The sequence below is a fragment of the Pseudomonas sp. RW10S2 genome, assembly GCF_014268985.1.
Classification (GTDB): Bacteria; Pseudomonadota; Gammaproteobacteria; order Pseudomonadales; family Pseudomonadaceae; genus Aquipseudomonas; species Aquipseudomonas wayambapalatensis.
In genome coordinates this window covers 23952-47831 of record NZ_JABWRO010000029.1, presented here as the reverse complement: position 1 = coordinate 47831, position 23880 = coordinate 23952, and the positions used below count along the sequence as shown (strand labels likewise).

General features: G+C 65.9%; 25 protein-coding genes. 6 read left to right on the top strand and 19 right to left on the bottom strand.

Annotation, left to right across the window (positions count from 1 at the left end; genetic code table 11):
• The 19 genes from HU729_RS09145 to HU729_RS09055 all read right to left on the bottom strand — a co-directional run.
• Positions 1–775, bottom strand: a 775-nt coding sequence (locus HU729_RS09145; RefSeq protein WP_186709645.1) for a CsgG/HfaB family protein, incomplete at its 3' end; no start/stop codon positions are given.
• Positions 776–804: 29 nt separating this feature from the next.
• The gene (locus tag HU729_RS09140) at positions 805–1218 is read right to left on the bottom strand and encodes a curli assembly protein CsgF (RefSeq protein ID WP_186709643.1); all 414 of its coding nucleotides are present in this window, start codon (positions 1216–1218) and stop codon (positions 805–807) included.
• Entirely contained in the window at positions 1215–1610 is a 396-nt protein-coding gene (gene csgE / locus HU729_RS09135; RefSeq protein WP_186665286.1) for a curli production assembly/transport protein CsgE, read from the bottom strand. The genes HU729_RS09140 and csgE overlap by 4 nt, the downstream gene beginning before the upstream one ends.
• The gene (locus HU729_RS09130; RefSeq protein WP_186665288.1) at positions 1607–2128 is read right to left on the bottom strand and encodes a type II secretion system protein; all 522 of its coding nucleotides are present in this window, start codon (positions 2126–2128) and stop codon (positions 1607–1609) included. The genes csgE and HU729_RS09130 overlap by 4 nt, the downstream gene beginning before the upstream one ends.
• Positions 2103–2477, bottom strand: coding sequence for a type II secretion system protein (locus HU729_RS09125; RefSeq protein WP_186665290.1), 375 nt, complete (start codon positions 2475–2477; stop codon positions 2103–2105). The genes HU729_RS09130 and HU729_RS09125 overlap by 26 nt, the downstream gene beginning before the upstream one ends.
• Before the next feature lie 5 nt (positions 2478–2482).
• A complete protein-coding gene (locus HU729_RS09120) occupies positions 2483–2956 on the bottom strand; it encodes a type II secretion system protein (RefSeq protein WP_186665292.1) in 474 nt (157 codons plus the stop codon).
• Positions 2953–4815 (bottom strand): secretin N-terminal domain-containing protein, encoded by a 1863-nt coding sequence (locus HU729_RS09115; protein ID WP_186709641.1) that lies wholly within the window; start codon positions 4813–4815, stop codon positions 2953–2955. Before HU729_RS09115 ends, HU729_RS09120 begins: the two co-directional genes overlap by 4 nt.
• A complete protein-coding gene (locus HU729_RS09110; protein ID WP_186709639.1) occupies positions 4812–5330 on the bottom strand; it encodes a hypothetical protein in 519 nt (172 codons plus the stop codon). The genes HU729_RS09115 and HU729_RS09110 overlap by 4 nt, the downstream gene beginning before the upstream one ends.
• A complete protein-coding gene (gene pilO / locus HU729_RS09105; protein WP_186709637.1) occupies positions 5330–5881 on the bottom strand; it encodes a type 4a pilus biogenesis protein PilO in 552 nt (183 codons plus the stop codon). The genes HU729_RS09110 and pilO overlap by 1 nt, the downstream gene beginning before the upstream one ends.
• Positions 5868–6410 (bottom strand): pilus assembly protein, encoded by a 543-nt coding sequence (locus HU729_RS09100; RefSeq protein WP_186709635.1) that lies wholly within the window; start codon positions 6408–6410, stop codon positions 5868–5870. Before HU729_RS09100 ends, pilO begins: the two co-directional genes overlap by 14 nt.
• Position 6411: 1 nt before the next feature.
• Positions 6412–7200 (bottom strand): hypothetical protein, encoded by a 789-nt coding sequence (locus tag HU729_RS09095; RefSeq protein ID WP_186709634.1) that lies wholly within the window; start codon positions 7198–7200, stop codon positions 6412–6414.
• The gene (locus HU729_RS09090) at positions 7181–8878 is read right to left on the bottom strand and encodes a GspE/PulE family protein (RefSeq protein ID WP_186709632.1); all 1698 of its coding nucleotides are present in this window, start codon (positions 8876–8878) and stop codon (positions 7181–7183) included. Before HU729_RS09090 ends, HU729_RS09095 begins: the two co-directional genes overlap by 20 nt.
• 57 nt (positions 8879–8935) lie before the next feature.
• A complete protein-coding gene (locus HU729_RS09085; protein WP_186665306.1) occupies positions 8936–9469 on the bottom strand; it encodes a response regulator in 534 nt (177 codons plus the stop codon).
• A 229-nt stretch (positions 9470–9698) separates the two neighbouring features.
• Positions 9699–10340, bottom strand: coding sequence for a SurA N-terminal domain-containing protein (locus HU729_RS09080; RefSeq protein WP_186709630.1), 642 nt, complete (start codon positions 10338–10340; stop codon positions 9699–9701).
• Positions 10341–10352: 12 nt separating this feature from the next.
• The gene (locus tag HU729_RS09075) at positions 10353–11861 is read right to left on the bottom strand and encodes an ABC transporter substrate-binding protein (RefSeq protein ID WP_238348339.1); all 1509 of its coding nucleotides are present in this window, start codon (positions 11859–11861) and stop codon (positions 10353–10355) included.
• Between the two features lie 21 nt (positions 11862–11882).
• Positions 11883–12539 (bottom strand): SCO family protein, encoded by a 657-nt coding sequence (locus HU729_RS09070; RefSeq protein WP_186709626.1) that lies wholly within the window; start codon positions 12537–12539, stop codon positions 11883–11885.
• Positions 12536–13189 (bottom strand): SCO family protein, encoded by a 654-nt coding sequence (locus HU729_RS09065; protein WP_186709624.1) that lies wholly within the window; start codon positions 13187–13189, stop codon positions 12536–12538. Before HU729_RS09065 ends, HU729_RS09070 begins: the two co-directional genes overlap by 4 nt.
• Positions 13186–15162, bottom strand: coding sequence for a cytochrome D1 domain-containing protein (locus tag HU729_RS09060; RefSeq protein ID WP_186709622.1), 1977 nt, complete (start codon positions 15160–15162; stop codon positions 13186–13188). The genes HU729_RS09065 and HU729_RS09060 overlap by 4 nt, the downstream gene beginning before the upstream one ends.
• 160 nt (positions 15163–15322) lie before the next feature.
• Complete coding sequence (locus tag HU729_RS09055) at positions 15323–17023, bottom strand: sulfatase-like hydrolase/transferase (protein ID WP_186709620.1); 1701 nt, start codon at positions 17021–17023, stop codon at positions 15323–15325.
• A 385-nt stretch (positions 17024–17408) separates the two neighbouring features.
• On the opposite strand from HU729_RS09055, the gene HU729_RS09050 reads away from it, so the two are divergent.
• The 6 genes from HU729_RS09050 to HU729_RS09025 are packed head-to-tail and all read left to right on the top strand — an operon-like array spanning position 17409 to position 23854.
• A complete protein-coding gene (locus HU729_RS09050) occupies positions 17409–18773 on the top strand; it encodes a UDP-glucose/GDP-mannose dehydrogenase family protein (protein ID WP_186709618.1) in 1365 nt (454 codons plus the stop codon).
• The gene (locus HU729_RS09045; RefSeq protein WP_186709616.1) at positions 18770–19831 is read left to right on the top strand and encodes an NAD-dependent epimerase; all 1062 of its coding nucleotides are present in this window, start codon (positions 18770–18772) and stop codon (positions 19829–19831) included. Before HU729_RS09050 ends, HU729_RS09045 begins: the two co-directional genes overlap by 4 nt.
• Positions 19828–20574 carry a sugar transferase gene (locus tag HU729_RS09040; RefSeq protein WP_186709615.1) on the top strand — a complete coding sequence of 249 codons (747 nt, stop codon included), beginning with the start codon at positions 19828–19830 and terminating at the stop codon, positions 20572–20574. The genes HU729_RS09045 and HU729_RS09040 overlap by 4 nt, the downstream gene beginning before the upstream one ends.
• A 1-nt stretch (position 20575) precedes the next feature.
• On the top strand, positions 20576–21223 hold the full coding sequence (locus HU729_RS09035; RefSeq protein ID WP_186665324.1) for a CpsD/CapB family tyrosine-protein kinase: 648 nt from the start codon (positions 20576–20578) through the stop codon (positions 21221–21223).
• A 22-nt stretch (positions 21224–21245) separates the two neighbouring features.
• Positions 21246–22265 (top strand): polysaccharide biosynthesis/export family protein, encoded by a 1020-nt coding sequence (locus HU729_RS09030; RefSeq protein ID WP_186709649.1) that lies wholly within the window; start codon positions 21246–21248, stop codon positions 22263–22265.
• Between the two features lie 14 nt (positions 22266–22279).
• Positions 22280–23854 carry a Wzz/FepE/Etk N-terminal domain-containing protein gene (locus HU729_RS09025; protein WP_186709613.1) on the top strand — a complete coding sequence of 525 codons (1575 nt, stop codon included), beginning with the start codon at positions 22280–22282 and terminating at the stop codon, positions 23852–23854.
• The last annotated feature ends 26 nt before the right edge of the window (positions 23855–23880 follow it).

Sequence of the window (23880 nt, the reverse complement as noted above, 5' to 3'; positions counted from 1 at the left end):
CCTGCCACAGCCGCCGCTCGATGCCCTGGGCCAGCAGGTGCCCCACCGCCGCCTCGATGGCCGACAGCACGCACAACTGTGCCGGCTCGTTGGTGGTGTAGCCCACCTCCGCTTCGAGCAGTTTCTTGAACTCGATGAACTTGAAGACCCCGGCGCTGCGCCCCACCGAGTAGATGGTCTTGCTGGTCATCACGTTGGCCAGCACCTGCCCGGTGCGCACATCCACCGCACGCAGGTTGACCGTGACCTGGTCGACCCGATACTCGCGGGCGATGTCGATGCCCAGGTAGCGCGCGCCTTCACCGCCGCTGCGCACGTTGGTGTCGTAGGCGATGATGCCGCCCTCGAGCATCAGGTTGGCCGCCTGCAGCGGCGGCAACTCGCCCTGGATGTTCTCGGCCACGTCGGGCTTTTTCTGCGAGGCACGGATGATCTTGCGTTCGGTCAGCAGGTTCTGCAGCCCTTCGCGCTCGAGCACCACGAACCAGCCGCTGGCGTTGAGGGCATCCATCAGCATGCTCGCCGCGCCCTGGGTCACGCTGGTGGAAAACGAACTGGCCGGGGTCGGCTTGTACTGCCCGGTCTGATCGCGGAAACCGTACACCACCGCCATCAGCCGGCCCTTGGGACGCGGCATCTTGAGCAGGTCGTAATAGGTCGAGGCACGCGGGGTCAGGGTCGGTGTTTCGGCGTCCTGCTCGGCAGGCATCGGTTCACGCAGGCCGCAACCTTGCAGGGTGGCGAGAATCAGCAGTGTGCTCAGCAGGCGTTTCATGGCATGTCTCCCCTGTTGGCCAGTCCCTCTCAGGGGTTCAGGCCGCTGACCTCGATGATCGAGATTTCCCCGGTGGCACGGTCGGTGACGCGGATGCTCAGGGCACCGGAGTCATCGATCACATCGACCAGGAACGAATCGGTGGCCAGGCTGCCGGCCCGGCCATTGTTGATGTTGTCGAGCAACTGCGAGAGCAGCCGCGACTCGAGCTGGTTGCTGAAGCGTTCCAGGGCCGTGGTGCCGGAAAACGCCGAGCTGCGGCTCTTGAGGCTCGGGTCTTCGTGATCGTTCTGCGCCTGAGCGTTGTTGAGCAGCCAGGTGCCGTTGAGCGGGTTGCCACCGAAGGCCGGGTTGACCGGGGTGTAGACCAGCTCCGTGGCCTGCGCCCCGAAGGCCGTTGCCAGCAGGCAGGCGGCGATGCTGCGTGAAATGGCGGGTTTCATAGCTCGTCCCTCTCCAGGTCGGTGGTGTCCTGCAGCAGACGTTGCAGCTTGCGCTGAATGATCTGCTGGCGGACCAGGTCGGCGGCCGCGATGGCCTCGTCGTTGAGCTGCGTGGTGTTCGGTGGCAGGAAGCGCCGGTACAGCACCTCGCGTTCGTGCTCCACGGTCACCAGGCTGCCCCAGCGCGCATCGGGTCGTTCGCGCACCACCAGGTTGAAGTCCAGACGGCTGGTGGCACGCAAGCGGTCGGTGAACACGGAGTAGAAGTCGTGGCCGATGTGCGAAATGGTGTTGTCGACGATGAAGCCCATCATTTCGTCCTCGCTGCCGGCCCGTGCCGCAGCCTGGGCCAGCGACAGCGCCAGGCACAGGGCGATGGCCAGGCGCTTCATGGCGCCTCTCCCGGGCCGCTGTGCCGACGCGGGCCAGTGCCGCTCTCGGTGAAGGCCTGTTCGGCGACGAACTGCCAGTCGCTGTAGTGCGCCAGCCCCTCGAACCCCGACCACTGCGCGCTGAAGCCGCTGCGCTTGATCGGCGCGGCCTGCGAGCGGCTGTACACCCCGGTGATTCGGCCGTCGATCGCACGCATCAGGCCCCAGTCCTCGCTGGCGCCGATCGGGTCGCGGTACAGCCGGCGGATATGCCGCTGCGGTGCCGGGAAGCGGTTATCCTCCAGCAGCTCGGCCAGATCCTGCGGGTACTGGGCCAGCCCCGGCGAGGCGCGGTAGTAGCTGCGCAGCGCCTGGGCGTACTGGCCGCCGACCCACAGCAGCTGGCGCTCGCGCTCGCGCTGGGCGCTGGTGGCCCACAACGTGCCGGTGGCGGCCAGGGCCAGGGTGCTGGTGGCGATCAGCAGCAACACGCCCAGGTAGGTGAAGCCGGCGTTACCACTCGGCATAGAGGCTGCCATCACGCGCCCTCCCCGTTGCCCCGCTCTTGATGTCGGCGACACCACCGGCCACCCCCTCGGGGGGTGGCACCAGCTGCCAGGCATCGCGGCGCTCGCTGACCGGATCGACCGGGGTGTTGCGCAGGTAGCGCTGCTCGACCAGTTGTTCCAGCGACTCGGGATAGCGCCCGGTGTCGCCGTAGTAGTGGTCCAGTGCCTCGCGCAACACGGCCAGACTCTGGCGCAGGGTCGCCTCGCGGCTCGCCTCCAGGCTGTTGAAGTAGCGCGGCATGGCGATGGTCATCAACGTCGCGATGATCGCCATCACCACCAGCAACTCGATCAGGGTGAAACCGCGGTTGCGTTTCATGGCCATCACCATTGCCCGTAGGGGGTGCCGTCCAGGCCCTTGCCCGGCGCCTTGGAGTACACATCGAACACGTCCTCGCCTTCACGCGGGTTGTCGGCGCTGCTGTCGTACGCGCGCAGGCCCCAGCCGCCCTGGTCGTCGCGCCGCGCCTCGCGCAGCGGATCGCGAGGGATGCGCCGCAGGAAATAGAACTTCGCGCCCTTGGCGCTACGCACGTCGCGCACGCCTTCGACCAGCACCTCGAGGCTCGGTGGGTAGCCACTGGCGTTCAGGCGCTTCTCGATGTAGCCGGCGTCGAAAGCGCGCTTGTAGGCGTCGATGGCATCGCGGATCTGGTACAACGCCTCGCGCAACTGCTGCTCCTTGTTGCGCCGCACCAGGGTTTCGGCCATGGGCGCGGCCATGCTGGCGAGCAACCCGAGCAGCGCCAGGGTGAGCACCACCTCGATCAGGCTGAACCCCTGCTGGCGGCGTTTCATGGCCGCGGGCTCCGAGGCACCACCGCCATCTGCCCCTCGATCACCGGCGCAGCCTCGCTGGGGGTATCACTGGGCACGACATCGGCTGGCAGTGGCTGCGCCAGTTGGCGGACCTGCAGGGTCGACTCGGTGCCGGTGGCGAACTCCATGTCCGACGGGCTCTGGTAAGGCAGGTTACGCACGATGCGCGGGGTGATCGCCAGCACCAGTTCGGACTTGCTCATGTCATCCTTGTTGCTGCCGAACAGCCGGCCCAGCCCCGGAATGTCGCCAAGGCCCGGGATCTTGTTGCCGCTGGCGTTATGGTCGTTGCGCACAAGGCCTGCCAGTACCTGGGTCTCGCCATCGTGCAGGCGCAGGCTGGTCTGGGCGTTGCGGGTATCGACCTGGACCGGGATGGTGCCCTGACGAGTCGGCTCCAGCGGCGTGGCATTGCTCACTTCCAGCGCCACCTTGATCGCCACTTCGTTGTTCAGGTGCACGGTCGGCTGGACTTCGAGCTTCAGGCCGACATCGAGGTAGGTCACGCTCTCGGTAATGACCGGCCCCTGGGTAGACGGCACCGAGGTGGCGCTGATGATCGGCACCCGCTGACCGATGTGGATGCGCGCCTGCTCGCGGTTGCTGACGCGGATCACCGGGCTTGCCAGGGTGTTGATGTCCTTGTCCTGGGCGTTGATCTTGGCCTGCGGCGACGGGGATATGGTGATGCGGCTGGAGTTGATCCCGCGCAGCTGGTCGAGCACACCCACCGCGCTGCCGTCGCTGTTGATCACCCCGAAGGTGTTGGGCCATTGCAGGCCGAGGTCGAGGATGCGCGAACGCGCCACCTCCATCACCTCCACTTCCAGCACCACCTCGGGGTTGGACTGGTCCTGGGACTGCAGCAGCTTCTCGGCCATGCGCACGGCATCGGGGGTGTCGCGCAGGGTCAGGGTGTTGAGGCGCTCGTCGACGAATACATCCCGGGTCTTGAGCAAAGTCTTGACCATGTTCAGCGCGGTGTTGGCATCGATGCTGGTCAGGTAGAAAGTGCGCATGACCAGTTCCTGATAGTCCTTGGTCTTCTGCGGCGAGTCGGGGTAGACCAGCAGGGTGTTGTCGTTGACGATCTTCTGGCGCAACTGGTTCTGCTCCAGCAGCAGGGCCACGGCGTCCTCGATACGCACCTCGCGCACGAAGATCGTCGCCTTCATGTCCGGGCGCAGATCCTTGTCGAAGATGAAGTTGATCCCGGCGACCTGGGCCAGCACCTCGAAGATGGTCTTGAGGTTGGCATCGCGAAATTCCAGGGTGACCGGGCGCTCGAGCTTGCTGCGCAGTTGCGGGAAGGGTTGGGCAGTACGGGCCTGGACGTTCTCGATGTCGCTGCGCAGGATCTGGCCCTTCTGGTTCTGCGGGTCCAGGCGCAGCACTTCGCGCATGTAGCGCTCGGCGCCGAACAGGTCGCCCTGGCGCAAGGCCGCCTGGCCGAGGGCAACGCGGTCGTCGAGGGTGCGGATCAGCTCCAGTTGGCGCAGCCCTTCCTGGGCGCGGCGATTGTTCGGCTCCAGGGTCAGGACCCGACCGTAGCCCATGCGTGCACCGGCGAAGTCGTGGCGCACGCGGTCACTGTCGGCCTGGGCCAGCAAGGCCTCGACCGCCTGCTGGCGACCGTGGGCCAGGGCGATGTTGAGTTCGGTGTCACGCGGATCTTCACGCAGGGCCTGTTCGAGCAAGGCGATCCCGGCTTCGTACTGGCCTTCCTTGATCAACTCGGCGCTGTCCTTGCGCGTGCCACTGGAGCCACAACCCGCCAGGGCCACGCACAGGGCCAGGAGCATGAACGGGGCAGGCTTGCACAGCTTCGACGGTTTCATGGTGCGCTCCCGACAGACAAGGTCTGCGACTGGTGCAACGGCAGGTAGACCAGGCTCAGCTCGCTGGCCGAGACCCGGTCGAGGCGGTAGGTGTCCTCGATCACATCGCCCTGGCGCACGACGTAGAGCTTCTCGCCGTTCTGCAGGAAGATCTGCAGGTCGTCACGGTCGTCCAGGCGGCCGACGAACTGGAAAGGCAGGGCCGGGGCACTGGCGGCTACCGGGGCTAGCGGTGCCGGGGCGATGGGTTGCTCGGTGACGCTGGCCAGGGTCGGGGCGGCGGCCCAGCGCTGGTCGGGGAACAGGTCGCCGGAGGCGGGGGCAGTGCCGACGCCATCGCGGGACAAGCCCGCTCCCACAGCGGGCGTGTCATGCGCAGTTGCCTGTGTGGGAGCGGGCTTGTCCCGGGATAGCGCCACCCCCTCCTCCCCGCCGAACCAGTGCCCCGGCGCCCACGCCAACAGCGCGCTCACACCGAGGAAACCCGCCCACATCACTACGCGCTGAGTGTTCATCACAACCTCGACAGGTAAAGGGTCATGCGCACGCGACCGTTGAGTTCCCGGTCACCAATGCGTTTGCGTTGCAGCTCCAGGTCTTCGAGCACCAGGGTCGGCAACTGGCCGAGCAGCGCCTGGAGAAAACCGCGGATCTGCGGGTAGCTGCCGCGCACCGGCAGGACAATCTGGTAGCGCACCAGCTGGGTCTTCGGATCGATACCCAGCGCGTACTCGCCGCGGGCCAGGCTGATGCGTTCGGCGCTGGCAAGGTGGTACAGGCGCTCGATCAGCGCGCTGGCCTGGGGCTGACCGGGCAGTTGCTGGCGCAGGCTGTCGAGGGTCTGCTGCTCGGGCTTGGCGGCAATCTTCAACTCGCCTCGTCCCAGGCGCTGTACCTGCACGCTGGCATCGGCCTCGCTGGCGCGCAGTTCGCGCACGGCCTGCCACTGAGGCAACACCACGGCGACCGCCATGATCAGCGCGAGCACTCCGGTCAGCAGTGCGGCCAGCCCTGCCCGACCCATCGCGCGCAGGCGTTCATGAAGAATCAGGCTAGGGACGCGCATGACCGGTCTCCCAGGTGGCGGTGAGGTTGAAGCGCACCGGGTGTTCAGCCTGGCCGGCCAGCACTTCGTGGTTGAGCAGCGACACATCGCGCAGCTCGGCGCTACGCTCCAGGCGCTGGTGGTACTGCAGCATCGCCTCCAGGTTGCGAGCCTCGGCGCTGATGCGTACCTGGCCCTTGCGTGCATCCGGCGTCAGGGCCAGCAGCGCGACGTCTTCCTGGGGCATGGCCTCGAGCATGGCGAACAGTTGCTCCCAAGGCCGTTGCAACTGCTGCGAGACACTGCGCATCTGGGCCAGTTGCTCAGCCTGTTCGCGACTGGCGGCACTGGTCTGCGGCGCGGCGGTGGCCGGGCGCCGGCCGAGCTTGATTTCCAGCTCATGGACGCGACCGTCCAGCGCCAGTTGTTCGTGCTGCAACTGCTGGTGCAGTACCAACAGCAGCGCCACCACGGCACTGCCCAGGGCCAGCAGCGACCAGGCCAGTGCGCTGCTGCGCCGGGGTTGGAATTCCAGGTCGAGGCGGCGCATGTCAGGCCACCGCCCGCCACATGGCGTGCAACGGGTCAGCGTCACCTGCCGCTGCGCACAATTGCACCGCGCCGAGTTCGGCGATGTCTGCGCGCCCTGGGGCATGCAGGTAGACCTGTGGCAGTGGCTCGCCGTACAGCTCGCAGGTACGTTCGATCAAGGCCTTGAGCGCCTGGTCGCTGTCGGCGCAGCCCTGCGCCAGCACCTGCTGCCAGGCACCACCGGCAGCCAGCAACAGCACGCTGCGCCGGGGTTCGGCGAGGACGAAGAGAAAATCGCCCTGGCCCAGCTGCGCCGAGCAACGGTTATAGGCCGCCATCAGGTACGGCTGCACCGAACGCAGCCTCAGGTGGCTTTGCACACCCAGCGCCTGCAGCCCCTGCAGCAGGGCCTCGGGCAGCGCGGTGGCGATGCGCGCAGCACCGGAAGGCTCCGGTGAGAGCACGATGCGCCAGTCGTCCAGCGGCTGGCCGTAGAGGCTCTCGAAACAGGCCCGGGCATAGGCCTGCAGCTCCCCCGGGTGGCCGATGGCATCGCTCCAGGGCACCAGGCAGAAACGGCTGTAGCGCGCCGACAGCACCACCCGCAGTGCCGCCCCACGAGGTGCGTGCTCGGTTAGCAGTGCCGCCAAGGTGTCCAGCGCCGGCACCCAGGCCGGCTGGGTGGCGTCGCAGGTGAAGTCGCGGCTGCCCAGCCATTGGTGTTGCCGCCCGTGCCACCGGCCCAGGCCGACACCCTCGGCACCGAGCACGGCGCAGTATCTGTCAGGATCACGCAATGAATGTGACACGGTTGATCTCCTCGAGTGTGGTACGGCCCTCACGGACCAGGTCCAGCGCCGACGCGCGCAGCAGGCGCAAGCCGCGCTGGCAGGCCAGCTGCCTGATCTGCGAAAGCGGACGGCGTTCGACGATCATCTGCCGCAGGTCATCGTCCAGGTGCAGCAGCTCGGCAATCGCACTGCGCCCGCGATAGCCGCTGCCACGGCACTGGCCGCACCCCTGGGCACGGACGAAGCGCCAGCCGTCGATACGGTCGCGGGTCAGCCCGGAGGCAGCCAGCAATTCGTCGTCCGGGGTGTGCTCACGGGCACACTGCGGGCAGGCCAGGCGAATCAGGCGCTGGGCCAGCACGGCGTTGAGCGCCGAGACGAAGCTGTAGGGATCGACCTGCATCTGGCTGAAGCGGCCGATCACGTCGAACACGTTGTTGGCGTGGATGGTGGTGAACACCAGATGCCCGGTAAGGGCCGACTGCACGGCGATCTGCGCGGTGTCGGGGTCACGGATCTCGCCGACCAGGATCTTGTCCGGGTCGTGGCGCAGGATCGAGCGCAGGCCACGGGAAAATGTCAGGCCCTTCTTCTCGTTCACCGGTATCTGCAACACGCCGGGGAGCTGGTACTCCACCGGGTCTTCGATGGTGATGATCTTGTCCACGCCGTGGTTGATCTCGCTGATCATGGCGTAGAGGGTGGTGGTCTTGCCGCTGCCGGTAGGGCCGGTGACCAGGATCATGCCGTACGGCTCACTGGCCAGGCGGCGCAGGGCGCGCAGGGTGTCGTCGGCGAACCCCAGCGCCTGCAGGCGCACACCGCTGACCTGGTCGGAAAGGTCCTGCTTGTCGAGCACCCGCAGCACCGCGTCTTCGCCGAAGATGCTCGGCATGATCGACACGCGGAAGTCGATCTGGCGTTCGCCGATGGCGACCTTGAAGCGGCCATCCTGGGGCACGCGTTTTTCGCCGATGTCGAGTTCGGCCATGACCTTGATGCGCGAGATCACCTGGTCGGCGAAAGCGCTGCCGCTGGCCTTGCCGGCGCCGTTGAGCACGCCGTCGATTCGGTACTTGATGGTCAGGCCCTGGCCGGTCATGCCCAGGTGGATGTCGCTGGCATGCAGCTTGAGCGCATCGTAGAGCGTGGAGTTGACCAGCTTGACCACCCGGCTCTGGTCCTCGCTGATGCTGGTCAGCGACAGGCGCTGCAAGGCATCGCCTTCGACGCCGGTTTCGCCGTCATGGCCCAGGGCATCGACGGCGTGGAAGCTTTCTTCGTGGCGGGCAAGGAAGGTGGCAATGTCGGCGGCGTGCGCCAGGTACAGCGGCGCACCTTGCAGGCAATCGTCGATCCAGGCCAGTCGGGCGGGATCGAAGGGGTCGGCGAACACGCCGATCAGTTGACCGCCCTGCTCCACCATGACGAACTCGCGCTTGAGGCACTGGGCCAGGCTCACGCATTCGAAACGCGGCTGGCTGGCGAACAGGGCCTGGGTGTCGAGGCTCGGGTAATGGAGGGTTGTGGCCAGACGCTGGGTGAAGGCGGCCGGAGTATCGCAGGACAGACGCTCCAGGCAAGTGAGCAGGCGCTCGTCACCAGACGTGTTGCGGGCGCGGGCCAGCAGTTCGCGGGGGTATTGCAGGGCCCCCGCCAAAGGGCCGCTACTGACTGCATCAAAGGCTTCGGACATGGCCTGCGACTCCGCTCAGGGGCGCGTCGCAGGCTGAGGGAATGGCCGCGGGCGCCGCTATTCCCCGGTGAGCAGTTGGTCGTCGTCAGGTCCGGGCGGCTTGGCGCCGTTGCGTCGGCGTTCGGCCAGGACCCAGCTGCCATCGTACAACTGCAGGGGGAACGTCTGGTTCCTGCTCTGGCGTCGCTCGACGAACCCTTCGGCCGGATTGTCCGTCGCCCTGCGCTGGCGCTCGATGCCCATCAGGTCGAATACCGCACGGGCCAGTTCCGCCAGTGGGAACGGCTTGAACAGGACATGCGTGACACCCAGCTCGGCGGCGCGCTCACGGACCTCGGCGGTCGGGTGCGCAGTGATCAGCACGAAGTGGCACTGCCTGTTCCTGCGTACGGTCTCCAGAACCTGAAACCCCTCCATGTCGGGCAAGCGATAATCCAGCACGATCACATCCGGTGCCTGGCGCTGAGCCAGCTCGATCCCTTCGGCACCGTCGTGGGCAACATGGACGTCCAGGCCTTGCGCCTGCAGATACGCTTGCAGGTTCTGCGCAAGGGTCTGTTCGTCGTCGACTACCAAAACTCTGTTCACCAAGGTCCACTCCCATGAACTGCCCGGTTTCCCGGTCTGCGAAGTGCGGCCTTGTAGAGGCTTGAGCAGGCTTCGTGCCAGGCGTGAAAAGTCATGTCGCACCACGTGTAAGTCATTGATCTTGCTGTATCGACCCTATGACGCATGCCGGAGATTACCCACTTCCGGGGAGTCTGATAGCACTTTGCCTTGGAGCCATTCCCCACTGTTGGGGAACTGCCACTGTCGGGGCTCAGTCGGCGCGCTCCACGATAGCGGATTGGCGCAAACGTTGGCGCACCGATTGCCGCGCCTGGGCCTGCAACTGCGCGACAAGTGCATCCCTGGCCATGGCCAGGCCCTGTTCAGCTATGACTGAAGCATTAGCACTTTGGTTCTGCTGGCCTTGCAGCTTTTCTCGGTGCGCCTGGTAGAACGCGGCGATCTCGCCCTGGCTGGGCTCATCGACCTGGCTCAGGCGCGCGTAGACCTGCTGGGCGGCCATCTCATGACGAGTGTAGTCAGCGAAGCTCGCCCTATCGAAACCCGCCTCAACCAGGCGCCGCTCGAACACCGCCGGGCTGCCGAAGGCCGCCTCGAGCTGGCCGACCTGGGCCGACACCTGGTCGTCGCTGACCGTGATGCCCTGGCGCTGTGCCTCCTGCCACAGCAGCTCCTTGTCGATCAACTCGTCCAGCGCCTGGTCGCGCAGGCGCTTGTACAGCGTCGGATTGCGGATGCTGGTCAACGCCCGCCCCTGGGCCTGAAGGTACTCGCTGAAATAGCCTTCCAGGCGCACGACGCCGATCTCCACACCGTTGACCCGCGCCACCGCGAGATCGGCACGGCTCGCCTGGGCAAGCGCCAGCAGCAGGCACAGCAGCAGGATACGCATGGCGGGTTCCTCTCAAGGCAGGTCTGGCAATGGGCGATAGGGTGCGACGGTGCTGAATTCCGGCCCCGGCAAGGTGACCGCCACCACATGGGCGCCCGCCAGGCCCTGTCGACGTCCGGGCCCGAAGCCCAGCGGCGGGGTCAGGCCGGTGTCGATGTCGTGCAGTTGCTCCAGTACCACGCGCAATTGCTCGCGGCTGGCATCGCGCCCCACCTGCTTCAACGCCTCGACCAGCAAGCGCCAGGCACACAGGGCCCCGACCTGCACCGAAGCCTGCCGCGGATCCAGCCCCTGGCGCTGTTGCACACCGAGTAGCGCAGCACGGCCTTGTTCGGTCCAGTCATCGGGCACGAACGGGTAGCTCAACCAGACACGCTGCGACCATTGCGGCGACAACTGGCCGAGGGCACTGGCCACCTGGCCGGATGCAGCAAACAGATAGGGGCTGTGCCCTGCCGCCTGCAGCGTGGCGGCGAGTTCGGCAAAGACCTGCGCCCGCCCGAGAAAGACGATGCCCTCGCCCGCGATTGCCTGCCCCTGGAACGCCTGCACGGGCCGAGGCGCCCAGCCCATCTGCACCAGACGTTGACGCAGGCGCTCGGCCGATGCCGACTGCCCGTCGCCGGCGTACACCACCTGCAGCGCATCAGGCGCCAGGCCCAGTGCGTCGCGCGCATGCCGGGCAACGCTGAGCAACTGCTGCACGGCGTCCGGCATCGGGTCGAACAGCAGCGCATTGCCGCCGCCACGCGGCGTACTGCCGATCATTGGCAGCCCCGCACGCTCCAGGGCGGTGCCATCGAGCAGCGGCGCCAGCGGTGCGACCAGGGCGAAGACCCGCTCCCGCTCGGCCAGGTACTGCAGCGCCTGGGCGCTACTGGCGGGGTCATGACCCGGGTCGGCGCTCACCAGTTGCACGCGCCGGCCATGCACGCCGCCCTGACGATTGAGCTGCTCGATGCCGTCTTCCAGTACCGCGCGCACCACCCGCCCTGCTTCGGCCAGCGGCCCGTCGTTCGGCAGCAGGGTGCCCAGGCGCAGGATGCCCTCCTCTACCCCCGGATCACGGTCCTCACCCAGCCGCTTGAGGTACGCGGTGAGGTTGCGCTGGTCGGCCAGGGTCAGGTCGAAACGCGGCATGGCCGAATCGAGGCGATTGCCGCCCGGATCGATGCCGCGCTGGATCGCCCGCGCCAGGCTGGCGTCATCGTAGGCCGGGTAGCGCCGGGCATTGCTCTGGCGCTCACCTTGCCCCAGGGCCAGGCGCTGCCAGTCCAGGTCAGGCGCACGCACGCCGCCCTCGGCACGGCCATGACCGTCATTGCCGTGGCAGCTGGCGCACGGCAGCACACTGGCCGGCACGCGCATGTCGCTGGCGCCGACCCGCGCGAACAATTGCGCATCGCTGCTGGAAAGCCCTTCGCGGTACAGCCGCCTGCCAGCGGCTTGCTCCGGCGTAAGGTCCAGCGCCTGCACCGGGCCGCAGAGGGCCAGCGCCACACCCAGCCACACCCGGGCCATTGCCGCACGGATGCCCATGGCTCACCGTCCCGCCAGCGGCTGGGCCAGCAGTTGCAGACGCTGGGCGATGGCCGCAGGGGGAGCGTCAGGTCGGATCTTGCTCCAGCGCTTGCCTGCCACGTCGCCGGCAATCAGCTGGGTGGAGTGCTGCTCGGGGCTGGGCAGGAACTGCCCCAACCGCCCCAGCACCAGGTCGACACGGGCCTTGTCGCCGGTCAGGAACAGCCAGTTCGGCCCGTCCACACCCTGCTTCTCGGCGAAGGCCTTGAGCACCTCGGGGGTATCGTTGAGCGGATCGCTGCTGAGCGAGACGAAGGTCACCTGCGCCGCCAACTGCGGGCCCATCGCTTCGCGGACTTCGCGCAGCTTGCGGGTGATCAGCGGGCAGGCGTCGTTGCAGTGGGTGAAGATGACATTGAGCATCACCACCTTGTCCTTGAGCACGTCGCTGTAGAAACGCAGCTCCCGGCCATTCTGGTCCTTGAGCAGGGTGTCGGTGAACCAGGTCTGCGCATCACGGGTGCCTGCGCCGCTGGCCATGGTCGACGGCGCCGGTTGTGGCTGCGGGGCATGCCCTTCATGGGCCAGGGCCATCGAGGCGAAGATCCACAGGCAGGCGCCGAGGGTCAGCCAGTCGAGGCTGCGCATGCCACCGTGGCGGGAGCTGAAGCTGCTCATGGCTGAACCTCCTGGCCGGCGATGGCGGTGCTCTTGGCATGGACCCGGCGGGCGCCCAGGCGATTGATCTCGGCGATCAGCACGTTGGGGTCGGTGAAACCGTAGTAACGCGTCCAGTGACCGGTGCGCCCGTCACCGACCAGGATCAGCGGCGGATGCTGGGTCAGGTCGGCACTGAAGCTGCCCAGCCCCTTGAGGGTTTCGCTGATCGCGTAGGGCGAGCCAGTCAGCCAGCTCCAGCCCGGGCCATGCTGGAACGCCTTGGCGTAGCCCAGCAGGCGACTGGAATCGTCACGCTGCGGATCGACGCTGATCGACACCAACCGGATCTCCTCGCCCACCCGGCCGCCCAGTTGTTGCTGGACCTTGCTCATGATCGAGGACACCACCGGGCACACGGTGGTGCAGCTGGTGTAGATTAAGCCCATGACCACCAGGTGCTCGCCGACCAGGTCCTTTTCCAGTCGCACCGGCATGCCGTTCTGATCGAGCAGCGAGACATCGGCAAAGCGCACGCTAGCCTTTTCCTGGCGTGCCACAGGCGCCGGTTCAGGCTTGCCGCCATGGTCGTGGCCGGCATGGGCGAAGGCCAGGTGGCTGGTCAGTGCCAGGCTCAGGGCAAGCAGTCCGGCGGCATGATTGCGGTTCATCGAACACTCCTGGATTCCCCTTGGGAAGCGGTGGACGCTGCGGCGGGCAACACGCGCAGGCTGGTGTAGTTTTCTTCGGCGAAGCGGCGCCCGAGGGTGGGCGACTGCACATGCAGGTACCAGGCACCGGCCTCGCCCAGCTGCAGCGAGGCCTGGTAGACACCCTCGCCCATGTCCTGGAACGGGACGCTGCGCGGCAACGACGAGGGCGCGAGGAAGTAGCGCAGGCTCAGGTCGCTCAGCCCGACGCGCGGCGTGCCGTCGTGACCGAGGATGCGCACCCGGGCGATGAAGGGGTGGCCCTGCAGGTGCGGCTGTTCGGTGCCGATGAATTCGGCATGCACGCCCTTGCGTCGGCTCGCCTGCGGCAGCGCGGCCACCTCGGTGCTGAAGCAGTGGATGATCTGCGGCTGGTTGAGCAGAAAGGCCACATCGAAGGTGCCGGCCGCCGGCATCTTCACGGTCGAGCCGTACACCCCCGGTGCGAGCTCGCGCAGACTGCGGTCGATGACCATGGCCGCGCGCGCCTGATGGCCACGGTTGTTGTAGCCGGACATCGGCGCATTCATGCCCTCGGCGTAGAAGTAGGTGGTGTTGTCCACCGGATTGACCACGAACACCGAGTTGTCATCCCGCGACACGCTCACCCCTTGGGCCAGCGGCAGGTCACCTGCCTGGCGCGGCGCAGCAGGTCCGGCCTCGAAGCCCTGGACGATCGGTGTGCGCCCTTCGCCGAGGCTCGACAGGTTGATCATGCTGACCTTGGGCGAGGCCAGGCCACGCACGTAGGCATAGCCCTTGGTGAAGGTCAGTTGGTAAGGCTCGGCGGCCACCGGAATACGGTGGATCAGCGTATCGGTGCTCGCATCGATCACCAACGCCTGGTTTTCCAGGGTGTTGAGGACGATACCGTAGCGCCCGTCACCACTGAAGCGCATCGGCCCCAGCCCCTGCTCGGCCTTGACCGTATGGCGCAGTTGATGGCTGCGCGCATCGATCACCCGCACCGTGCCCTCCTGGCCATCGACCACATAGACCGCCTGGGACAACGCCGAGTAGCTCACCGACAGTGGATGCGGGCCGACCTCCAGGGTCTTGAGCAGGCGCATGTCGGCGATGTCGATGACACTCAGGGTGCCGCCGTCGCGGTTGCTGACGAAGGCGAAGCGCGAGTCGCCGCTGAAGGCGATCTCATGATGGCCGGAGCCGGTGGCGAAGGATTTCAGCGTGCTGCGGCTGGGCACATCGATCACGGTGACCCCTCCCTTGGCTGGGTCCGCGCTGTTGTTGCCAACCCACAGGCGTCGCTGGTCCGGTTGCAGGGCGACGCGCACCGGCTGTTCGCCGGCCTCCAGCAGGGCCGTGCGGCGGAAGGTCTCGGTATCGATCAGCGCCACCTGGCCGCGCTCGGGCAGCGAGACGAACACCTGCTTGTCGTCGCTGCTGGCCGCCCAGTCCATCGGCCGCCCCGGCAGGTCAATGCGCGCCAGGGTACTGGTGACACCGCCCACCGACACCGTCGGGTCGATCACGGTGAGGCTGGCATCCTTGTTCAGCACCAGCAGAAAGTAACTGTTGAGGTCGAGCAACGGCCGTGCGCCGATGCTGCTCTTGAGAAACAACGCGACCCGCGCCTTGCAACTGCTGTCGCGATCGCCCGTCGGCGCCGACTGCGCCGGATCGAGCCAGGCCCCCGGCGCCATGCCCGAGAGCGGTTGGCCGCTGGCCTGGTCGCTGAGCTTGAACCGCACGTTGGCGAAGCTGCCTTCACGCAGCTCGCCGCCGTCCATTGCCCGCGCCTCGAACTCCACGGTCACGCCCTCGCGGCTGAGCCGATGCAGGGCCTGCGGGTCGGCAGGCGCCTGCAGCAGTTCGCGGGGATCGCACCAGAGTTTCTCGTAGGCGACACCCAGGCCGATCAGCGCTACCCCCAGCAACAGCCCCAGGTAGGCGGGGCGAGTCTTCCTGTTCATGCGCGGTCCCCTCTTGCGGGATATGAGCACTCCCTGAGGGCAAAGCAAGCGTCATGCCATTGAGAAAACTCAACAAAATCATAATGTTATGAACAATACAGCAGCGACATCCATGTCCATCCCCCACCCGATTCCCCGATGCTGGGGCCTGGCTGAACGCTCAGGGCGCCGCCGTCACCGCTACGCCCTTGGCCTGGTCAGGGGTCACCACCTGGCTGAGGTCGATGTGACGAAAGTCCGGCTTGGCGCCCAGCCGTGCGTTGAAGCGCACGTTGAAGGTGAATGGATCGTCGGTCGGCACATCCAGCGCCTGGCCGTATGTGCGGGTGACGGCTGCGGCGTCATAGCCGAGCAACTTCAGCAGCGTGGGGTAGATGTTGTAGTGGCTGGAGGCGTTGCGGTTCTGTGCCAGGTGCGCCTGCCAGTCCAGGGCCTTGACGCCCTCGCCCTGAATCACCACCAGCGGCACCAGCCCCTCCTCCATCACCGGCTCGCTGTCGCAGTGAGTGTTCAGGCCCGGATTGCCGCGCTCATGCAGGTCCTGCCCATGGTCGGAGGTATAGATCAGCACCGCCTGGCTCAGGTCGGCCTCGGCGAACAGGCGGCGGAAGAACTCACCCACGTTCCAGCCCAGCGTATTGCGGTACGCGTTGCGATACAGCACCCAGTCTTCGGGGCGTCCATCGAAGCCTTCACGCGTGCCGGTGTCGGCCACATCGGTGAAATGCCCGCGCGGCAATGCCGGCTGGTAGGTCAGGAAGGCGTCGGGGTATTTGTCGTGCACCGGGAAATGCGCGCCAACCTTGTTGATCACGATCAGTTGCGGCTGGCCATCCTTGAGCAGGCTGACCAGTTGCTCCAGCGCCGCCATGTCGCGCTGCACCACGGGAGTGTCTTCGAACTGGACGAAGCGGTCGATGTCGCGCTTTTCGTTGTCGTCCATCAGGTTCTGCAGGTTGCCACCGGTGCGCTGGGCATCGATGTACACCGTGCCCAGCCCCGTACGCTTGGCGTATTGCCAGATCGACGGCTGGGTCGAGTTGATGCGCAGGTAATCGCTGCGGGTGCCGCCAAAGCGCAGGGTGACGTTGGTGTCGGCGCTGCAGTTGGCCACCGAAGCGGCGTAGCCGTAGTTGAAGATATTCACCCCTGGCTGCGGCTGCAGCAGGTGAGTCGCCACGCCGGCTGGGGTATTGAGGTCCAGGTAGTTGCCCGAAATGCTTTCGTCGATGATCAGCACGATATCGCGCGCCATCGGCTTGCCGGACTGCGCCAGGCTCACCGGCTCGCGTGGGCCGACACGGTCGTGCAGCGCCTCGTAGCTGAACAGGCTCAGGTAAGCCAAGGGTGTGTACATCACTGGCAGGCCACGGGCACCCTCGCCGGCGCGGATGAACAGCACGCCGATCAGCAACGCCAGCGCCAGAAACGGCGCGACAACCGGCACCAGGCGCGGCAAGCGCGGCACAGGGCCCGGCCGCAAGCCCACACCCAACAGCACCAGCAGCGAGCTGAACGCCGCCAAGGTGATTGCATAGTGGTACTGCTCCAGTGCTTCCTGGATGAAGCCACCGGCATACACCATGGACACGAACGCACTATAGGTGAGGTAGGAATCGGTGATTCGCAGATAAGCATCGAAGAACAGCGCACTCACCGCAAAAGCCGCCGCCAGCGCCCAGCGCAGCCAAGCCGGGCGAATCCACGCCGCCAGCAGCAGCCCCACCACCAGCACCCCGGCCACGCCCAGGTAAAGCAGCAACGGCAGGCCAAGACCCAGTGCTTCCATCCGCTCCCGGTAATAGCCATGAAAGCTCGCCAGGTAGATGAACAGCAGGGCCAGCTTGATCCATCCGCGCATGATTCGACCACTCCGGTCATGGGTTTCCATTCAAACCGTAGCAGTCCTGAAACAAATCACAAGGCCAAAATGTCAATTTTCCGGCGATATCGCAACGCCATATTCTGGCGCAAAAAACGTAACACGGTTGAGACGCTCTATCGTCATAAGCCCGCATTATTCGCGGCCTGCAACCGTTCATCAGTTCGTCGAACGGCCAACTGCCAGTAGCTTTCAACGCTAAACCCCGGATTGACAAAGGGTTGATGGCCAGTGGCCGTTTTGCTTGGCGTCTGTAAATGCGACGAAACATGCCATTGGTTTGACGCATTTCCCGCGAGCTGAGCTATACAGAAATCACACCACTGTTTCATACCTCTTACTCATCCATACGAGGCACGCCGACATGGACGTGAGCGTTTTTGGCACTGGCTACGTAGGACTGGTACAAGCGGCAGCGCTTGCCGACGTTGGCCACCGGGTCCTGTGCGTGGACGTGGATGCCCACAAGATCAACCAACTGCGCCAGGGCGTCCCGCCGATCAGCGAGCCGGGCCTGTCGGGCCTGCTGGAAGACAACATCAAGGAAGATCGCCTGCTGTTCAGTACCCAGGCCAGCGATGCGGTCAGCCATGCCGAACTGATCTTCATCGCCGTCGGCACCCCACCTGACGAGGACGGCTCGGCCGACCTGAGCCATGTGCTCGACGTCACCCGGAAGATTGCCGAGCTGATGGAGAACGACCGTACCCTGATCGTCAAATCCACGGTGCCGGTCGGCACTGCCGACCAGGTCGAGGCCCTTGCCCGCGCCGAACTGCAGCGCCTGGGCAAGGGCAAGTTGCAGGTGCGCGTGGTGTCCAACCCCGAATTCCTCAAGGAAGGCAGCGCCCTGGCCGACTGCATGCGCCCCGACCGGATCATCGTCGGCACCCATGACCAGGTCGCCCACGACCAGCTTGCCGAACTCTACGCGCCCTTCTGCCGCAACCACGAAAAGCTGATGTTCATGGACAACCGCAGCGCCGAGCTGACCAAGTACGCCGCCAACGCCATGCTCGCCACGCGTATCAGCTTCATGAACGAACTGGCCAACCTCAGCGAGCACCTGGGTGCCGACATCGAGGCGGTGCGCCGCGGCATCGGGTCGGACCCACGCATCGGCTACCACTTCATCTACCCCGGCTGCGGTTTTGGCGGTTCATGCTTCCCCAAGGACATCAAGGCCCTGCTGCACACCGCCGAACACAGCGGCATGCCCCTGCGCCTGCTGCAGAGCGTCAACGAAGTCAACGACCGGCAGCGGCGCATCCTGTTCGCCAAGCTCCAGCAGCGCCTGGGCGGGCTGCGCGGCAAGTCCATCGCCCTGTGGGGCCTGGCCTTCAAGCCCAACACCGACGACATGCGCGAAGCACCGAGCCGCTACCTGATGGAAGCGCTGTGGGACGAAGGCGCCACGGTGCGGGCCTATGATCCCGAAGCGATGGACGAATGCCGGCGCCTGTACGGCTACCGCGACGACCTGCAACTGTGCGCCACCCGCGACGACACCCTGCAGGACGCCGACGCCCTGGTGATCTGCACCGAATGGAAAAACTTCCGCGTGGTGGATTTCTCGCTGCTGGCCAGCAAGCTGCGTACACGGGTGATCATCGACGGTCGCAACCTGTACAACCCCGAGCAGGTCGCCGCCCACGGCCTGCACTACAGCGGCATCGGCCTGCGCCAGGTCGCACCCGACCAGAATGCCCCGCAGGTCGGCGCGCCATGAAAGTGCTGGTCACCGGCGCCGCCGGTTTCATCGGTGCCCACACCTGCCTGCGCCTGCTGTGCGACGGCCATGAGGTGCTGGGCCTGGACAACTTCAACGACTATTACGATCCGTCGCTCAAGCATGCCCGCGTGCACTGGGTGCGCCAGAGCGTCGGTGACTTTCCGCTGCACTGCCTGGACCTTGCCGACCGCGACGCCATGGCCCGGCTGTTCGCCAAGGAGCGCCCCGAGGTGGTGGTGCACCTGGCAGCGCAAGCGGGTGTGCGCTACTCGCTGCAGAATCCCCAGGCCTACCTGGACAGCAACCTGGCGGGTTTCCTGAACATTCTCGAAGGCTGCCGGCGCCACCCGGTGCAGCACCTGCTGTATGCCTCGTCCAGCTCGGTGTATGGCGCCAACCAGCGCACGCCGTACCGGGTGCAGGATGCAGTCGATCATCCGCTGTCGTTGTATGCCGCCACCAAGAAGGCCAATGAGGCCATGGCGCACAGCTACAGCCATCTGTTCGGCATCCCCTGCAGTGGCCTGCGCTTCTTTACCGTCTATGGCCCCTGGGGCCGCCCGGACATGTCGCCGATGCAGTTCGCCCGCGCCATCAGCGAAGGCCGGCCGATCCAGTTGTTCAACCATGGTCGGCACCAGCGCGACTTCACCTACATCGACGACATCGTCGAAAGCCTGGTGCGGCTGCTGCCCTACCCGCCTCGCGCCGATGCGCAGTGGGACGCCTTCAGCCCCGATGCGGCCAGCAGCGCAGCGCCTTGGCGCCTGTTCAACATCGGCGGCCAACGCCCGGTGGAACTGCTCGACTACCTGGCCCTGCTGGAAAAACACCTCGGGCGCGATGCGGTGATCGAGTTGCTGCCACTGCAGCCGGGCGATGTGCTGGCCACCTGTGCCGATGCCAGCGCCCTGGCCCGGGTCACCGGCTTTACCCCAACGATTTCCCTGGATGAAGGGCTCGGGCGATTCGTCGCCTGGTTCAAGCACTACTACTCGCCCGCCACAGACGGCGAACCTGCAGGCGAGCAGTCGAAACAACGGAGGGTGATATGACAGGACAACCGAAAAGCGCCCAGCTACAGGCGCTGTACCAGGACAAACGCATGGACCCGGCGCACCGCCAGCGCATCGATGCCGCCATCCACATGCAAGGCCGCGGCTGGATGACCGGCCGGGTCGGTGGGCGCCCCTGGACCTTGTCGCGCACCAACCGCGCGCTGTCATGTCTGGCGGCGCTGACCCTGCTGTTGCTGCTGTCCCCGGTGTTCCTGGTGCTGGCAGTGATGATCAAGCAGTCCAGCCCGGGCCCGGTGTTCTTCGTGCAGAAACGCACCGGCTACCGCGGCCGCCTGTTCGGCATGTTCAAGTTCCGCACCATGGTCGCCAACGCCGAGGCGCTGAAGGACTCGGTACGCCACCTGAACAAGCACGGCGCCGACTCCATCGATTTCAAGATCGACAAAGACCCGCGCATCACCTCGGTGGGCAGTTGGCTGCGGCGCAGCAGCCTGGACGAGCTGCCCAACCTGATCAACGTCGTCACCGGCGACATGCGCCTGGTCGGCCCGCGCCCCACCTCGTTCAACGCCTACCGCTACAAGGACAACCACCTGGCACGGTTGTCGATCTACCCCGGCATGACCGGCCTCTGGCAGATCTCCGGACGCAGCAACATCGATTTTGACCAACGCGTAGAGCTTGACCTCAGCTACATCAACGAACAGAGCCTGCTGCTGGATCTGAAAATCCTGCTCAAGACCCCGTTCAAGGTTTTCACTGGCCACGGAGCAAGTTGAGATGGACGGTTCCACTTCTAGAAGCCTGAGTATCGCCAACCCGAGCGAGACCAACCTGACCGCCACTGTCCTCGACCTCGACCAGCGCACCCTGCTGCTGACCGCGGCCAACACCGGAACCGGCACCAGCACCAGCACCCTGGCCTTCGCCAGCCAGCTGGCGCTGATGAGCGCAGGTGCGGTGCTGCTGATCGACGGCAGTTCCAGCAGCAACGGCCTGAGCCAGCAACTGGGGCTGAACAAGCTGCGCGGCTACACCGACCTGTTGTTCGACGAGGACACCCCACCGCTGGCGCAGGACTGCGTGGTGCACCTGTCCGACCAGCCATTCGACGTGCTGCCGGTGGGCACCTGGAAGCGCGGCCGCGACCGCCTCGACCCCGAGCGCCTGCGCATCCTGCTGCGCCAGTTCGCCGCCCACTACCGCTTCGTGGTGATCGACGGCGAGGCCATCTACGCCAGCGCCGACAGCCTGGTGATCGGCACCCTGGTCGATGGCGTGATCCTGGTGGTGCGCGCCGAGGAAACCCGCAAAGAGGTGGCCCAGGCCGCAGTCCAGCGCCTCGAGCAAGCCGGCGCGCGGCTGATCGGCAGCGTGTTCAACAAGCGCAAGTACTACATGCCCAAGTGGCTGTACGACAACCTGTGAGAGGACGCACGCCATGATCGCCATGAGATATCCCTCGATTGCCCTGTGCGTGCTCGCCCTGGCCGGATGCGCCAGCCAGGAAAGCCGCGAAATGCCGGTACAGATCCTCACCGCGCCGCCGGCCGAGAGCCAGGCCACCGAAGTCGCCCGCCGCGAGCAGGTGCTGCGGCCACAGGACGTGCTGGAAGTGATCTTCCACGTCAGCAACCGCTCTGCCGGGGTGTACCGCATCCAGTCCGGTGACACCCTGGACCTCAACTTCATGGCCGCCAGCGGCCTGAACGGCCAGCAACTGGTGCAGCCCGATGGCAGCATCACCCTGCCATCCACCAACGCGTCGGTGCGCGTCGAGGGCCTGACCCCGAGCGAAGCGGAGAGCGCCATTCGCCAGGCCTACAACGACAAGCGCGTGTTCAAGCCCAACCGCGACCAGGTGACGGTGCGCGTGCTGAGCCCCATGACCGACGAGGTCAACCTGAAGAACGCCCTGAGCCACCCCGGCACCGGCATGAGCCGCGACATCACCGTGGGCAACGACGGCCGCGCGACCTTCCCGGAAATCGGCTCGGTGCCACTGCAGGGCATGACCGTCAACCAGTTGCGTGACTACCTCAACGAGCGCTACGCCAGCCTGCCCGGACGCATGAGCGTGGATGTGCTGCTCAAGTCCACTGCCGCCAACGAGATCTACGTGCTCGGCGAAGTCGGCCAGCCAGGCGCATTCCAGATCCGGCGTCCGGTGTCGGTGCTCGAGGCCCTGACCCTGGCCCGCGGCCCGACCCTGAAGGCCAAGCTCGGTTCGGTGGTGATCATGCGCCGCGAAGGCAACACCGTGCATGCGGTCAACTACGACGTCGACCAGGCCCTCTCCGGCGGTAGCCAGAAGCTCGCCTACCTGCAGCCCGAAGACATGCTGTACGTGCCCAAGACCAAGCTGGCCAGCGCTGCCGAGCTGTCCCGGCAACTGGCTGACGTGGTGCTGTTCCAGGGCTTTGGCTTCAGCTTCAGCTACCGCGTCGACAACAAAGAAAGCAACAACTGACCGGGGGACGGACCATGACCACGCAACCGAAAGAAAACTATGTGCATGAGTTCTTCCGCATCTTCTTCGCCAACCGCCAGTTGGTGAAAAGGGTGTTCCTGATCTTCGCGGTGATCGCGGTGATCCTGCCGCTGGTGCTCAAGCAGAGCTTCGACATCACCGCCGAAGTCATCGTGCAGTCCAAGAAGCTGTCGCAGAGTGACACCAGCTCCTCGCTGGCCCAGCAGGCGGACCAGTTCATCCCGCCATCGCTGGCCGACATGGAGACCGAGAGCAACATCCTGCGCTCGCCCACGCTGATCCGCCAGACCATCAGCCAGTTGCGTCAGGAAGGCCAGTACCAGGCCGAACCCGGCCTGCTGCGGCGCACCGTGATCGACCCGCTGCGCCATGGCATCGTCGATCCACTGCATCGCCTGCTGGGCAAGTCGGTGGCCGACGAGCGCGACACCCAGCTCGACGAGCTCACCGACCAGGCCGTCAAGGATCTCAAGGTCGAGACCCTGCCCGGCTCCAACGTCATCTCGGTCACCTACAGCGCCGATGACGCGCGCCTCGGCACCCTGTTCGTCGCCCGCCTGCTGGACAACTTCCTGAAAAACCGCCAGGACCTGCAGTCCAACGAGCTGCCCGAGACCTTCTACGAGCAGAAGAAACTGCACTACCAGGCGCGTCTTGGAGACCTCGAGGGCCAACGCCTGGCCCTGCTGACGGCGATCGGCTCGTCCGATCCGAAAGAAGAGATCACCTTCCGCCTCAATGCGATCAACACCGAGGAACAGGCACTCAACCTGCAGCGCGACCGCAAGCTGGAGAACCAGCAGTGGCTCGACTACCTGCAGAGCAGCCTGGCGGCGGCGAGCAAGGCGAAGATGGCCGACTACGCCTTCCCCTACACCTTCACCACCACGGTCGACAACGTCGCCTTCGAAGACCGCGAGATCAAGCAACTGGGCGAGCAACTGACCACCCAGCTGGCACGCTACAACGGCGATGCCACGGTGTTCCAGCCCGGTGCCGAGCAGATGGTCATGGCGCGTCAGCAGATCGCCCAGCTGCGCGGTCAGTTCCTCAAGATCGTCGAGAACCGTATCCGCGAACGCCAGCAGGACCTGGCCGTGACCCAGCAGGTGATCGATCAGAAGACCCAACGCATCGATGAGTACAAGAACCGCATCACCGAGCTGCGCGAGACCCAGAGCAAGACCCGCCAGCTCGACACCGAGATCGATGCCCTGCACAAGGCCTTCTCCACCTATGCCCAGCGCTATGAAGAAAGTCGCGGCCAGGGGCTGCTCGATGGCAGCCAGTCCAACGCGCGGATCCTCAGCGCGCCCTACGAGCCGGCCACCGCGTCGTTCCCCAAACCTGGCCTGATCATCCCGTTCGGCCTGGTCACCGGCCTGCTGCTGGCGATCGCACTGGTCTACGTCAAGGAGTTCTTCGACCACCGCTTCAAGCACCCTGCACAGATCGGCCAGGAGCTGGGCTTGCCGGTGCTGCTGGTGATCAACGACCAGACCCCGGCGTTGCCCAACCCGCACAAGTCGTGGTCGTTGCCTCGCCTGATGCACTGGGTGCGCAATTGAACGCTGCAGCTCCCGCAACCGGCCGG

Coding starts and splice junctions, on each gene's coding strand:
- pilO (WP_186709637.1), bottom strand. CDS start 5,881: ATGCGCGTCCCTAGCCTGATTCTTCATGAACGCCTGCGCGCGATGGGT.
- HU729_RS09110 (WP_186709639.1), bottom strand. CDS start 5,330: ATGAACACTCAGCGCGTAGTGATGTGGGCGGGTTTCCTCGGTGTGAGC.
- HU729_RS09090 (WP_186709632.1), bottom strand. CDS start 8,878: ATGTCCGAAGCCTTTGATGCAGTCAGTAGCGGCCCTTTGGCGGGGGCC.
- HU729_RS09040 (WP_186709615.1), top strand. CDS start 19,828: ATGACAGGACAACCGAAAAGCGCCCAGCTACAGGCGCTGTACCAGGAC.
- HU729_RS09140 (WP_186709643.1), bottom strand. CDS start 1,218: ATGAAACCCGCCATTTCACGCAGCATCGCCGCCTGCCTGCTGGCAACG.
- HU729_RS09120 (WP_186665292.1), bottom strand. CDS start 2,956: ATGAAACGCCGCCAGCAGGGGTTCAGCCTGATCGAGGTGGTGCTCACC.
- HU729_RS09065 (WP_186709624.1), bottom strand. CDS start 13,189: ATGAACCGCAATCATGCCGCCGGACTGCTTGCCCTGAGCCTGGCACTG.
- csgE (WP_186665286.1), bottom strand. CDS start 1,610: ATGAAGCGCCTGGCCATCGCCCTGTGCCTGGCGCTGTCGCTGGCCCAG.
- HU729_RS09125 (WP_186665290.1), bottom strand. CDS start 2,477: ATGAAACGCAACCGCGGTTTCACCCTGATCGAGTTGCTGGTGGTGATG.
- HU729_RS09080 (WP_186709630.1), bottom strand. CDS start 10,340: ATGCGTATCCTGCTGCTGTGCCTGCTGCTGGCGCTTGCCCAGGCGAGC.
- HU729_RS09055 (WP_186709620.1), bottom strand. CDS start 17,023: ATGCGCGGATGGATCAAGCTGGCCCTGCTGTTCATCTACCTGGCGAGC.
- HU729_RS09050 (WP_186709618.1), top strand. CDS start 17,409: ATGGACGTGAGCGTTTTTGGCACTGGCTACGTAGGACTGGTACAAGCG.
- HU729_RS09045 (WP_186709616.1), top strand. CDS start 18,770: ATGAAAGTGCTGGTCACCGGCGCCGCCGGTTTCATCGGTGCCCACACC.
- HU729_RS09100 (WP_186709635.1), bottom strand. CDS start 6,410: ATGCGCCGCCTCGACCTGGAATTCCAACCCCGGCGCAGCAGCGCACTG.
- HU729_RS09070 (WP_186709626.1), bottom strand. CDS start 12,539: ATGAGCAGCTTCAGCTCCCGCCACGGTGGCATGCGCAGCCTCGACTGG.
- HU729_RS09035 (WP_186665324.1), top strand. CDS start 20,576: ATGGACGGTTCCACTTCTAGAAGCCTGAGTATCGCCAACCCGAGCGAG.
- HU729_RS09115 (WP_186709641.1), bottom strand. CDS start 4,815: ATGAAACCGTCGAAGCTGTGCAAGCCTGCCCCGTTCATGCTCCTGGCC.
- HU729_RS09060 (WP_186709622.1), bottom strand. CDS start 15,162: ATGAACAGGAAGACTCGCCCCGCCTACCTGGGGCTGTTGCTGGGGGTA.
- HU729_RS09025 (WP_186709613.1), top strand. CDS start 22,280: ATGACCACGCAACCGAAAGAAAACTATGTGCATGAGTTCTTCCGCATC.
- HU729_RS09130 (WP_186665288.1), bottom strand. CDS start 2,128: ATGGCAGCCTCTATGCCGAGTGGTAACGCCGGCTTCACCTACCTGGGC.
- HU729_RS09075 (WP_238348339.1), bottom strand. CDS start 11,861: ATGGCCCGGGTGTGGCTGGGTGTGGCGCTGGCCCTCTGCGGCCCGGTG.
- HU729_RS09030 (WP_186709649.1), top strand. CDS start 21,246: ATGAGATATCCCTCGATTGCCCTGTGCGTGCTCGCCCTGGCCGGATGC.